Annotated in this window: 10 protein-coding genes and 1 pseudogene; all 11 read right to left on the bottom strand. The window is 41.4% G+C overall.

What is annotated here, in order from left to right; all coding sequences use genetic code 11:
• Positions 1–355: pseudogene (locus AB5916_RS06185) on the bottom strand (VirB4-like conjugal transfer ATPase); the annotation flags it as partial.
• On the bottom strand, positions 306–695 hold the full coding sequence (locus AB5916_RS06190; RefSeq protein ID WP_343019457.1) for a PrgI family protein: 390 nt from the start codon (positions 693–695) through the stop codon (positions 306–308). The pseudogene AB5916_RS06185 and the gene AB5916_RS06190, both read right to left, overlap by 50 nt.
• A gap of 22 nt (positions 696–717) precedes the next feature.
• A complete protein-coding gene (locus AB5916_RS06195) occupies positions 718–1,590 on the bottom strand; it encodes a VirB6/TrbL-like conjugal transfer protein, CD1112 family (protein WP_055195005.1) in 873 nt (290 codons plus the stop codon).
• A 19-nt stretch (positions 1,591–1,609) separates the two neighbouring features.
• A complete protein-coding gene (locus AB5916_RS06200; protein ID WP_005334815.1) occupies positions 1,610–1,825 on the bottom strand; it encodes a Maff2 family mobile element protein in 216 nt (71 codons plus the stop codon).
• A gap of 126 nt (positions 1,826–1,951) precedes the next feature.
• A complete protein-coding gene (locus tag AB5916_RS06205) occupies positions 1,952–3,775 on the bottom strand; it encodes a VirD4-like conjugal transfer protein, CD1115 family (protein ID WP_096240136.1) in 1,824 nt (607 codons plus the stop codon).
• The gene (locus AB5916_RS06210; protein ID WP_343019458.1) at positions 3,772–4,335 is read right to left on the bottom strand and encodes a PcfB family protein; all 564 of its coding nucleotides are present in this window, start codon (positions 4,333–4,335) and stop codon (positions 3,772–3,774) included. The genes AB5916_RS06205 and AB5916_RS06210 overlap by 4 nt, the downstream gene beginning before the upstream one ends.
• Positions 4,336–4,614, bottom strand: a complete 279-nt coding sequence (locus AB5916_RS06215) for a hypothetical protein (protein ID WP_343019459.1) — start codon at positions 4,612–4,614, stop codon at positions 4,336–4,338.
• Positions 4,601–4,747, bottom strand: a complete 147-nt coding sequence (locus AB5916_RS06220) for a hypothetical protein (protein ID WP_162290843.1) — start codon at positions 4,745–4,747, stop codon at positions 4,601–4,603. Before AB5916_RS06220 ends, AB5916_RS06215 begins: the two co-directional genes overlap by 14 nt.
• A gap of 68 nt (positions 4,748–4,815) precedes the next feature.
• The gene (locus AB5916_RS06225) at positions 4,816–10,077 is read right to left on the bottom strand and encodes a SpaA isopeptide-forming pilin-related protein (protein ID WP_343019460.1); all 5,262 of its coding nucleotides are present in this window, start codon (positions 10,075–10,077) and stop codon (positions 4,816–4,818) included.
• A gap of 472 nt (positions 10,078–10,549) precedes the next feature.
• Complete coding sequence (locus AB5916_RS06230; protein WP_215707775.1) at positions 10,550–11,167, bottom strand: sigma-70 family RNA polymerase sigma factor; 618 nt, start codon at positions 11,165–11,167, stop codon at positions 10,550–10,552.
• A gap of 860 nt (positions 11,168–12,027) precedes the next feature.
• A complete protein-coding gene (locus tag AB5916_RS06235) occupies positions 12,028–12,489 on the bottom strand; it encodes a hypothetical protein (protein WP_368189784.1) in 462 nt (153 codons plus the stop codon).
• Between the last annotated feature and the right edge of the window lie 248 nt (positions 12,490–12,737).

Here is a 12,737-nt window from a genome sequence, read left to right on the forward strand (position 1 = left end):
TATGATTGATAAAACTCAGCTGAAAATGGATACTGGCATCAAAGTAATTGAGGAAATCGCACCAATTTTCAAAGATTGCATTTTTGTCCTCGTTCTGAGCCAGCTGATAGTTGATGTCATAGAAGCGGATACACTTAGAATACGTTTTTCCCTGTACCCTGCAGATCCCATCTCTTCCCATTTCCTTATAAGCAATCGACTGCTGGACGGACAGTTTTTTCTGCCTGCATTTCTCTTCCTGCTTTTCTTTTTTCTTTTTTTCTTTTCTGTCTACTTTTTTGTATCCGGTATCTGCGACAGTTTTCTTATTTTTCTTTTTTCGCAACCGTTTTTCCTCCTTTCGGTTTTCCTGCATCCGGAGACTGTCTGATCTGTTCCGGATCTGTCTCATAATAGTTTTCAGTTTCATATTTTCTGACGGATGGACGAAGAAACTTCACCCGGATCATATGCATCAGAACATCTTCCAGATGCATCCCGTCTTTTTCGTACATGGCAAATAAAAATGCCGGTAACATCAAAAGCACCATGACCGTTGCTGCATTACTGTTTCCCATCACATTACGCAAGAGGAAATAGCTTGGAATTCCCATTGCAGCACCTATACTAATACAGATCAGCTGTCTTTTGGTCAGGTTAAATGCCACTTTATTCTTTACCTTCGTTAAATCTTTCGGTACGCTGACATATGCCATGATTTTCACTCCTTCCTGTAATTTAGTGCGCGTTAAATATCGACTTACTTAAGGATGCCGTCTTAAAGAGGCTGTAACATAAGATCACTGTGTAAGCCATAACGCCAAATAATGAAGAACTCAGATTATCTGAATACTGGATACCTGCAACAAGCACTGCATAGATTGCAACGCATACCATCATCAGAAATGCCTGGAAAGCCAGGGCAAAGAGTCCTCTGAAATAATTCGTGCCGATCTGTCCCCATTCTCTGTTACTCATAGTTGCGAATGGAATCGGCGCAACTGAGGTATATAGGTAAATCTCTATCATACGTCCATACATGATCACTGTAATCAGTACAGACAGGATCTTCATACAGAAGCCGACGATAAGGGTTTCCAGCGCCAATACAACAAGTTCTCCGATTTCCATACTTTCCAGTGTTGTGGAAAGATCCGTCAATGCCGAAGAAATATCAATGGCGGTACTTCCTGTGATAACACCGGCCGCAGAATTAACTACGTGCTGACCCACATCGAATACCGCCATTGTGATTGTAAATGTGTTACTCACCAGATACACAGCGATCCACATTTTTACGAAGTACTTGAAAAACATCCAGGTATCAATATCATGCATGTTGTTGCGCTCGGTCAGCATAGAAATCAATTCGTAGCAGAGTACGAGTGTGATAATAATACCTGCAATCGGCATGATTACGGAATCTGATAGATTCTGGATCATACTGAATATGCTGCCGTTCCACCCTTGCGGGGTCTGTCCAACCTGGGTAGCAATCTCACCTGTCTTTTGATTGACATCGGTAAACATCGTGTCCAGGTTGGAAGTGATCATCCCGGTTAAGAGCTCCCTCATCCATTCCTCAATCGCATCAAAAATCTGACTGAACATGGATCTCTACTCCTTTCTCTTAACCAAATAATCCACTCAGAAGCGGGATCAGCTGTGTTCCGATCAGGATAACACCACCACCGCTCATCAGCTGCTTAATTCCCTGGGATTTTGCACCCGGGTTGTCGTTTCCATAACCTTCCATCAGGTTGATTACGCCCCAGACACCAAGACCGGCACCGATTGCAACGACCAGTGTCTGAAGGATATTGATTGCACTGCTAAAAAAAGCCATAATCATGTGTGAACAAACGCTTTTTCTTATGGTCTGTAAGCGTTTGGCTCTACTCCTTTCCCTTTTATTCAGACCTTTTTATATCCTTATCAGTAGTAGCAGGGGGCTCGAATTCTTTCTTTCATATCAATCCTCACCTTCCTCAGCTTCAATCGCTGATACATCTTCTTGTGTTACAGTTACTTCATACATTTCAAATTCTGTATCTTTCGACATCACCAGTCGGTGTGCCAGATATTTTTCGACATCAAACGCATTATTCTTATTGAAATCGGCAAGCTCTTTGTACCGTTTGTGCTTTGTGATGTCATATTTGTTGCTTAAAAACGGCCGGACTCCACGAAGCTGTAAGATACATTTTTCTCCATCCATGACCGCCAGCTCATCTCTACTCATCAGTTCTTTTCCAGTCTTTTGATAGTTCAGTCCATAGGACCGGTTGCTGCCTCTGGTGTCTGATGTGTTGTAAAGATCAATGGTTTCCTTTCCCAGGGTTTCTGATATTTCTTTCAGTGTGGAGCTTTCCTTTCCGCCCAGGAAAAGAACGGTGTCACAGTTACCTGTGATCGTCTCAGCAGCATCCTTATAGATAGTTTTCAGCTGAGATTGTGACTGCAAGATGATAGAAGCGGAGATTTCCCTGCTTCGGATCGTAGCAATCAATTTGTCGAATTTTGGAATCTGTCCGATATTGCTGAACTCATCAAGAAGCAGCCGTACATGATAAGGGAGCCTGCCTCCATGCTCATCATCCGCTTTATCACAAAGCAGGTTAAAGAGCTGGGTGTACATGATTGCTACCACAAAGTTGAATGTATCATCGGTATCGCTGATGATGACAAACATGGCTGTTCTCTGATCACCGATCATATCCAGTTCCATTTCGTCATACGACATGATTTCTCTTAGTTCCTGAATGTCAAATGGTGCAAGTCTGGCACCACAGGAAATCAAAATCGATTTTGCAGTTTTGCCGGCCGCAAGCTTGTACTTGCGATATTGCCTTACTGCAAAGTGTTCCGGATTTTCTGCTTCCAGTTCTTCAAACAATTCATCCACTGCATTTTTAAATTCTTCATCATCCTCCCTGGTCTCACTGGCATTGATAAATTCCAACAAAGTAGAAAAGTTCTGTTCTTCCTCTGGTGCCTCATACCAGATGTATCCGATCAGTGCAGAATACAATAGACGTTCGGCCTTAACCCAGAAATCTTCCGTTGATTTTTCGCCCTCACCCTTGGTATTTGCGATAATGGTATTGACCAGCTTTAAGATGTCTTTTTCACTCCGGATATAATGGAACGGATTGTAATGCATGGACTTTTTAAAGTTGATCGTATTTAATACCTTGATCCGGTATCCTCCATTTACCAGCATCTTCCCGCATTCAACGATGATCGTTCCTTTCGGATCGGTGACCACATAGGATACGTGGTCCGTCATCTGCATAAGATTGGGCTTCACATAGAATCTTGTCTTTCCGGATCCGGAACCACCGATAACAATCACATTCTTATTTCTGGCATACTTCGGAGCTTTTGGTCGGCTGTTCATGGTCAGACGTTCTGTTTCTGTGAGGATGACATTGTTTTCAAAAACCGGATCCATGAATGGTTCGATGTCTTTTCTGTTTCCCCATCTTGCAGATCCATACTCCACACCCTGCCGGAACTTCTTTGCGTTTTTAGAACGATAGTAGACAACCAGTTTTAATGCACCTGCAGCCAGAACACCTACTGTAAGGTCCTGCAAAGCGATACTTGGCAGCCAGCTTAAAAATGCCAGTCGAAAATTGACTAACATCACGCCAAGTCTCTGGACCATGCTTTCTCCCAGGCAATGCCGGTACAGCCAGGATCCTTTATCTGCTACATAGAAGATAAAGAAATATGGGAGATTTAAGATCACCAGCCGTTTGATCTGGATCTTCTGTAATTTCTCCCGCATCATCGTTCCTGACCTCTGGATTTTTGTCTCTGCTTCACACGCTGGCGGTGCTTTGCTTTTCTTTCTACAGATTTCTGCAGTTTCTTTCTGACCGATGGTTTCTTCACCTGTTTCTTTTTCAGTTCTACTCCGGCATATTCCCGGAAAGCCGCTGTCATCACATCCACATCTTTAGCCTTAAAGAAGACCAGATATTTCGGTGGATCCGCACCGACTTCTTTTTTCAGGCTGTAATCAATCCCGTATTTTCTTGCCACACGGTCAAAGGATTTGATATTTTCATCTGTGATCTTTATGTTGGAAAGCTGTACTCCCTGTGCATTCAGCTGCTTGATGGTCTGCTTTCCATGTGGCTTTTTCTTTTCAATCTTTTTTCGGGCTTTTTCCCTTCCTTTCACCTGAGCCCGTCCGGTCTTTTCTGCCATTTTCACCTGCGTTGCTTTCTGTTTCCTGCGGTTATCCATTTCCAGGAACTTCCGAAGAGCTGCTTTTAGCACACTGGCAGTGATCTTGACTCCCTGGATGCTCAGGCTGATCACTTTCTGATTTACTTCTTCCTGCAATTACCCACGTCCTTTCTTTCCTTTCATTTCAGAATGAAGACGGGCAATACAATATCCGATGCATGGAACATGTTTTCCATACGGACAGCCACCACATGGTGTTATTTTTACTGCTTTTTTCTTTTCAGGAAGCAGATAATGGCACTGCTTCAAGTTACAGCCTTTCTTTTTGCCTCCCCACCAGTAACAGTACTTACAGGACCATGGCTTTTCTTCGCTGTACTTTCTTCCTTCTATAGCTGCATTTGGTTCTATGATCAGATCTTTATTTGTCTTCATTCTGTTCTTCCTCTTTTCTCATGATTTCTGTCAGTTTTTTCTCTGCCTGACTTCCGGCAGCAATGAGACAATACAAAACTGTAAATATTGCCGCTGCTCCCAGAAGAGCAACAAAAATAATGATATTTCTCATGGTTTCTCCCATCTAAAAAAGCGTTCACAGATTCCTTTCGGTTTCCATGAACGCTCATTCTTATTTGATTAGTGTTTCTTTTTTCTCATAAATGCAAGGGCTCCTGTACCAGTCGCACCAATGCCGAGAAGCATAAACCACAGCCACAGATTGGTGTTATCCCCAGTCTTTGGTGAATCACTGACAGGTTTTCCACCTTCCGGTGTCTTTTCTGCCGGTTTTTCCTCATCTACCATGGTTACATGCTGTACTTCACTAGTATCCTTTACTTCGAATTCCACATCTTTTGCAACCAGATAGCCATCCGGTGCTGTTTCTTCACGGAGAGTGTATTTTCCGATTGGAAGCATTTCGATGTAATGTGCTTTCTCTGTACTGGTCCAGCTTTCCACAACTTTTCCATCCTGATCAAGGATCGTGAGTTTTGCTCCCGGAAGTTCTTTTCCGGCGATATCCCGTTTGGAGATTTTCACCTTCGTCACATCATCCTTCATCTCAACTTTCTGCACATCGGCAGTATCTTTGATGGTGAACTTCACGCTTTCAGCTGTCACATAACCATCGGCCGGTTTTGTTTCAACCAGTGCGTATTCTTTTCCGACAGTCAGCTCACGGATCACATGTGCTTCTTTACCGGAAGTCCATTCATCCACGATATTTCCATCGGCATCTACCACTTTCAGCTTACATCCTGGAAGTTCTTTTCCGGTTGTCAGACTGGATTTGGTAAATTCTACAACGGTTGGCTGATTCTCAAAGGTAAAATCATAGGTTACAGTCGGCTGATTCTCACCTGCATACTCAAAAGTAAATTCCTTTACTTCATCGTTGGTTACGAATCCATCCGGTGCATAGAGTTCTTTTACATAGTAAGTGACTCCTATTGGAAGATCTGCAACAAATGTGATCTTTCCTTCTTCATCCGTAGATTTCAGTTCAATGATCTCATTGGCTTCGATCAGGACTTTACCAGTTGTCTCAGACTTAATGTCTTCTTTGGCAAATAATCCAAAGATAGCTCCTTCCAGTGTACGGTCAGAATCTTTTTCCTTCTTAAGTACACTGACTTCTACTCTCTGACGGTTGTTCTGCCAGTCTTTGTCATAGACTACAACCGGTGTATTCTGATCCACGTAAGTCAGATCTACATGACGGATCTCACCATCCAGTACATGACCGTAAGCAGTTCCTGTTTCTTTCACATAGTATTTACCAAGTGGAAGATTTTCCAGTTTTGCAATACCGGTTTCATCTGTCTTGATCTTTGCGATCAGTTCATCCTTTTTATAGTAATCGTCACTGACGCCATCTGCAGCCTTGATGTCTTCCTCAGCATAGACTTCAAAAGTAACATCTGTCAGCTTTCCGGTCACATAGTTGAAAATGTGTTCCACCACACCTTTGACTTTATCGACCAGTGTAACAGAATCCAGGAATTCTCCCTTTTTGTTGATGATGAGTTCACCAACCGGTACCTCGTCCTTCATTTCCACTTTCTGGATCTCTCCGGTATCTTTGACTGTGAATGTCACATCATTGGCTACCAGATAGCCATGTGGTGCAAATTCTTCATGGAGAGTATAATTCTCACCCACTTTCAGATATTTGATCACATGCGGTGCATCTTTGGAAGATGTCCAGCTGTCTACTACATTTCCATCTTTATCCGTTACTTTCAGATAAGCTCCATCCAGTTCTACACCGGTTGTTGCATCTGATTTTGTGATCTCAACAGTTGTCGGCTGGTTCTTCTTTACGGATTTTAATGTTACTGTCTGTACATCCTGCCCCTGATAAGAAGCATCAAATCTCAGTACTTCATCCGAAGATACGAATCCATCTGGTGCTTTCAGTTCTTTTACATAATAGCTTCCAAGTGGAAGATCCAGTGTACATGCTGCCTGACCTTTTTCATCAGAAGTCATTTCCTGTAAAAGAGTATCTGCTTTGACGATCACTTTTTCATCTTTCGTCTGGATGTCTTTTGTGTTATAAATACCGAATACTGCTCCGGCTACTGTATTGCCTGTCTCAGCATCCTGTTTTTCGACCGTAATCGACACTTTCTGTCGTTCATCTGTGACAGAGATTTCTTTCTCGATTACTGCAGTATCCTGATCTGCATAAGCAAATTCGACATTTTCCGGTACAGTATTTAACACATAAGTGTCCGGTGCATTCTTCTCTTTGACATAGTATCTGCCAAGTGGAAGATTCTTTACAGTTGCATAACCATCTGTATCCGTTGTAACGGTTGCCACCAGTGCATCCTTTGCAAAATACAAAGTTCTCTGTCCATCTGCATCTACCTGATGATCGGCAGTATAGATATCCTCTGCCGCATAGACTTCAAATTCAGCACCTGCAAGTCCAGCCATTTCATACTGGAAGTCCTTATCAAATCCCTTTAACACTTCACCCTGTTTATAGATCTTTAACTGACCTTTGACCGGGGCATTGGTATATTCCACATCAATGACTGCATCTCCTGTGACAGGATCGGTCAGATAAGCAGTATCTGTATCAACTGCAACTGTCACATAGTTTTTGGATATTGTGTACCCATCGGGTGCCATCACTTCCTCAATCCGGTAGTTACCAGGTTTCAGATTTCTCGGCAGTACCAGGTATCCTTCCTCATTTGTGAAATAGGATTTGTGTACCGTTGGCTTCGGATAGGATGTTGTCTGTTCCACATATTTCTGATTATCCAGGTCGTATACCTTGAACTCAGTATTGGCCAGGAGTACAGATTTCTGTGTTTCTGCATCCTTTTTGATGATCTTTAATTTTGCTTTGAATTCTTTATCCAGAAGCACTCGCCATGTCTGCGGTGTATCCGGATAATTCTCTGTGATCTTCACTACAAAATCATCGACCGGTGCATAGTTGTGTTTGCTTGTGGTCTCTCTTACCACATAAGTTCCATATGGAAGCGGAATCGATCTTGCATATCCTTTTTCATCGGTAAACATTTCTGTCTGGCCATCTGCAGTCAGTACAACTGGTCTGGCTGAATCAAAATCATAACTTCCATCTGCTTTTACTTTCAGATCACTGACAAGCCATGCCGAAAAACCAACTCCCTGCAGAAGATCTGCATCGGTCTTTCCGTTGTTTGCTGCCTTGATGATCTGGAATGGCTGTTTGATGACAGTTTCTTTACATACAGAAGTTCTTTCTACTGTCGGAACAGTAGCACCTTCGTAAGTACAGTCCACATCATGTTCTGTCGGATCCAGTACGTATCCCACCGGAGCACTAAGCTCTTTCAGATAATACTTTCCAAGATACAGATCCGATACAGATGCTTCGCCATTCTTATCCGTTGTCAGGGATGTGATCAAGGTGTCTTTCTTATAGATTGTTCCGGTTCTTCCATCCGGATGAACAATATCTTCCCTTGCATAAAGGCCATATACCGCACCTTCCAGTGTTGCATCTCCCTGTGCTTCATTTCCTGTCTCCGCATCCTGTTTTGCAATGTTTAGCTTTGCATTTGTTCGCTTATCCGTTGCATTTTTGGTTGTTGTCTTTCCGATAGCAAGAGTCACATTATAAGGCTTTGTATCGATCTGATACCCTGTTGGAACAGAGATTTCTTTCAGATAAACAACTTCCTGTGTCTTTTCCATTGTGAGCTGTGAAGCACCATTCTGATCAGTTGCAGGCATCTCTGCGATCAGCTTTGTACATGCAGCATCGGAATAGATCCCGTACACTGCACCAGCCAGTGCATTGCCTGTACCCTGGTCTTTCTTTACAATGGATACCTTACATTCTTTTGTCCAGGTTACTTTAAAATCCACATATTTCTCATTTCCGACACCTTCACCGAAAACAAGAGCCAGATCCTGTGTTCCGGATCCTGTTACAATCTTGTAAGCAGAGTATTCTTTATCAATGCTTCCCTTCATCTGAGAAGAAAATGTAGCACTGACGCTCTCTGCCTGATCAAGTGGTGCTGTCAGATAAAACTGTGTACCTCCACTGATTTCTACACTTGCTCCTGCAGCACTTGTTTTACCGGTTGACACATTTACAAGCTTTACACCACTTGGCAGCTTAAATGTAATCGTCTGCAGTTTATCTGCTTTGAATGTGATCACACTTGTTCGCTGGCTGTTTCCTTCCACATAAGCCTTTACATTAGATTCGGAAAAGCTCATATCTACAGACGGAATGTCCGGCATATTTACACAATAGTTATAAAGTTCCATTGCCAGGTTCTTTCCTGTCGCATTGGTTCCGGATGCCCAGTCACTGGATCCATTTGCATATGCCGCTGTGATATGAGTAATAATGAATCTCTTTCCTGCCGGGAAATCCGGATGTTTCTCATCAAAGAAACCATTCTCATCACTTGCTTTTGTTCCGTAATAGCAGACCTTTGCAAGTGTCTTTCCATCGGCAAGTTTCTGGATCGTATAAGTTCCATTTCCCGGTCCTTTTTTGGATGGTTCAACACAGTATGCTGTCGCATTGATGCTTCCCCATTTCACATAATATGGACAAGTCAGATAAGAACCTAATCCATAATCTGCGTAATAGTACCAGGAACCGGCTGTGACGGTGACTGATTTTGTTCCTGTTTCACCGGAAGCAAGCATCATTGGCATATCAAAAGTAATACTTTCGCCTGCTTCAAGATCTGCAAGAGCAACTTCCTGGTCAACCGCTTCCTGCATAACCTCTGAGAGTGTGATCCCTGTTTCCGGATCAACGGTCTCCTGATCCTCCGTTGCTTCGATCTCTGCATCAAATTCTTTTTCTGCCAGTTCTGTTTTGCTCTCCGTGTCAGCAGCACCAGTTTCCTCTGTAGACGAGTCAGCCTCAGAATCCTCTGTTTCTGTCTTATCGGAAGAACCAGCATCCTGATCAGAAGAACTTTCTGACTGCGAATCTTTCTGCTGATCCGCTTCTTTTACCACGATCTTTCGATTGATCTGGTAGGTTGGGTGATCCGTTGTCTGTGGTTCTACATAATAGACTGCCTTATAGGAATTGGCATAATCGGTAGAAAAGTCATTCCCATCCGTATCTTTTGCTTCCTGAAATGTAACTTTTACTTTGCTGTCATCCTGGATCGTAAGACCGGTATAATCACTCTTTACATCGAAATTGTCTCCAACCTTGAGCTCATAATCCTTTGCAGTTACCACTTCATCTTCATCCAGCTGATCCTTGATCTCCTCATAATACGGAATCTTTTTTACAGATCCGGCATCATCAGAAGCATAGGCAACAACGGGAGATAGTACCGTCGATAGAACCGTTACTGCAGTCAGTAAACCGGACATCACCCTGCGTGCTTTCTTTTTCACGTTCATTCTCTTAAATCCTTCCTTTCTGATTTTTTTGTGTATGGTTATCTGTTCGTGTCTGCGTATTATCTTTTATACGAAGATGATCGCCTCCTTTCCTGAAATTTGCACTATTTGGGACAGTCAGCACAAGCTGAGATAACAGCACAAATATATGGCGGTACCTGTTTATCACAAATACCGCCACACGATTTCTACTGTCATCCTCTTTTCAGATTCAGACATTTTATTTTTGATTTAAGATTTAAGCGTTTTCCTGTTTTCTTTCCCGGATCCGTTCCTATATCAGTTTCCGTCTCTGATACGTTTTCTTCTAGCAGACACGCAGCTTTTCGCTCTATGCATGTTCAGACCGAATATCACTCCGGGCAGGCTATTCATTTTTCAAGGTTCAGGAGGAAGCATTTTTAACTCCCTCACATATACAAAAGATGAACGGCCTTTTTACAGGTTCCAAAATGAAATTTTTTAAAATTTTTTATTGATTGGCATATTTTTTCATGATTTCAATCGAGCGTTTTATAGTTCCGGCTACTGTCTGCTGACTGATTCCAAGACTTTTCGCAATATCCATCTGATTCATCTGCTCCCAAAAATACAGGTAAATAATCTCTTTTTGTCTTTCTGTTAATGTTTGCAACAGTTCTTTGATCAACTCTTTTTCAATCACATCGTCCAGACAGTTCCTTCTTGGATCGATCAGATATTTCCGGTCTTCCACGAATACAGAATAAGATATAATTCCGTGATAATCGCCGATCTTGATTTGATTAGTTATCATTCGGTCAGATGCAACTAATAAGGGAAGCACATACCAGTTTTCATTATCAAAGAACTCTCGCTTCACTCTTTTTCTTGTTCCATCGGCATTTTCATATTCATAGCCACTACATTTATGCAATGGAAATACTGTGGTCTTTGTTCCTTCCTGATAAAGTACATAGCCATTTTCATAGACAGCAATCGACGCATCTGTCTCAAGTACTTCTTTTACAACAATCTCTGCTCCAGATTCTTTTAACGCTTTTGCTGATGGAGTATCCGCCTTCATATCTGCTACTTTTACTACTTTCTTCAATTCTTTTAATGTCAACATATGGACCGCCTTTCTGCCTTTCGGCTACGGGCAGTCCATGAACAAAGCATTAAAAATGAGCATTCTAAGGAGCCACGAACTCACCCGTTTTTTTTGAACGGGAGTCCGTGACTCCTAGATCATTTATTTTTTCTCCTCACATATACAAAAGATAGGAGGCTAAAATACAGTGTCTAAAACATAAAAAATTTAAAAACATAAAAAAACCCGACAAAACAAATACTTCAACCATCTCCAAAACCAGAAAATACTTCTGATCTTGCAGTGTATCCGTAAATGTTTTGCCGGGCTCTTAGTGATTCCAGTCAGGTTCAGCTCCTTGACAAACTCTTACTGTCTGGTGCGTTCTTGATGGTTCCTGCCAAATTCAACGCTTACTACAGACAGCTCATTCTATTCTGTTATGATCCCTGATTCATCATCTTTCGGGAATACGTCCGCATCCTGGACTTTAATTGTTCATCACGAATGTGAATTGGTCTTATAGACACCAGCTCCTCCTTTACAAATATCTCCAAAGTGGTGTGACACTTATTACACATTATCTCTGAATTACTATTTGAACTCTTTTCTATAAATGCTCCACATACAGTGCAATGTACGTGCCATTTAATAATACCTGATTCCATATAGGCTTCCACCTCGTTTTCTTATTCAGGAAGGCTAGTGAGATTTATTTCTCAAGCAAATACGTTCAGCAAAGCTCCACTGAACCTTACAATTAGGGTAAAGTACCTCCAGTCTTTCCTTCATCTGCTTTATTTCAGTAGTAGACACCGAAACACTAGTATTATTCGTTCCATATATATTTTTCAACCGATTTACATCTTCAAGGGTAAGTTGGTTTATAGCAATCATCTTTAATTTTTCCTCTCTTCAATCTCTTCAATTTCTTCGATAATCTCAAAAAGTGTCTTCATGCTTTCCTCTATTTGCGTTTGTAAAAGAATAACCTTGCTCTTCAAAGTCACCAATTGAGTCTTGTCAGCTGAATTAGCAACACCAGCTTCTAACACATAATAAAGTAACCTTCTACACACCTCTGATTCTGGAATATTTAGTAGTTTGGAATATGTATTTAGTTTTTTATAACTATCAGCTCTTAAATTAACACTCTTGGATGTCTTTCCATGTGACTGATCCAGTTCTGATATTTTTTCTTCCATTAAGTTTTCCGGATTACCACTAAAATTATCGATGCTGTTATTTATTATAAATGAATCTTTATAGTCTTTTGCCGTTGCATCCTTCCCATACATTTTTCTTCGGAGCTGTTCACATACCTCCCCAACATTTTTCATCATTGATAAGCTCTTTATCATTCTTTGCACCACCTTTCATTTTTTTAAGAATTTTCTTTTTTATCATTATACACATTATCTTTTTCAGTGTCAACAAAAAAATGAATCTTATTTTTTTTGTTGACGCATGTGTTGCTAGTGTTCGTCAATCTATTAATGTCTTTTAGATTTTTGTTACTCTTGTCTCTTATATTTTTCATCACTCCTAGGAATATAAAAGTATCTCCTAATGTAGTATATTATTTCTGTCAAAGAGAAAAACCGGCAAA

It is taken from the genome of Blautia sp. 1033sp1_1033st1_G9_1033SCRN_220408, from assembly GCF_040929965.1.
Classification (GTDB): Bacteria; Bacillota; Clostridia; order Lachnospirales; family Lachnospiraceae; genus Blautia_A; species Blautia_A ammoniilytica.

Excerpts from the sequence above, each read along its gene's own strand:
- AB5916_RS06200 (WP_005334815.1), bottom strand. The coding sequence starts at position 1,825 with ATGGCTTTTTTTAGCAGTGCAATCAATATCCTTCAGACACTGGTCGTT.
- AB5916_RS06215 (WP_343019459.1), bottom strand. The coding sequence starts at position 4,614 with ATGAAGACAAATAAAGATCTGATCATAGAACCAAATGCAGCTATAGAA.
- AB5916_RS06235 (WP_368189784.1), bottom strand. The coding sequence starts at position 12,489 with ATGATAAAGAGCTTATCAATGATGAAAAATGTTGGGGAGGTATGTGAA.
- AB5916_RS06195 (WP_055195005.1), bottom strand. The coding sequence starts at position 1,590 with ATGTTCAGTCAGATTTTTGATGCGATTGAGGAATGGATGAGGGAGCTC.
- AB5916_RS06205 (WP_096240136.1), bottom strand. The coding sequence starts at position 3,775 with ATGATGCGGGAGAAATTACAGAAGATCCAGATCAAACGGCTGGTGATC.
- AB5916_RS06230 (WP_215707775.1), bottom strand. The coding sequence starts at position 11,167 with ATGTTGACATTAAAAGAATTGAAGAAAGTAGTAAAAGTAGCAGATATG.
- AB5916_RS06190 (WP_343019457.1), bottom strand. The coding sequence starts at position 695 with ATGGCATATGTCAGCGTACCGAAAGATTTAACGAAGGTAAAGAATAAA.
- AB5916_RS06220 (WP_162290843.1), bottom strand. The coding sequence starts at position 4,747 with ATGAGAAATATCATTATTTTTGTTGCTCTTCTGGGAGCAGCGGCAATA.
- AB5916_RS06225 (WP_343019460.1), bottom strand. The coding sequence starts at position 10,077 with ATGAACGTGAAAAAGAAAGCACGCAGGGTGATGTCCGGTTTACTGACT.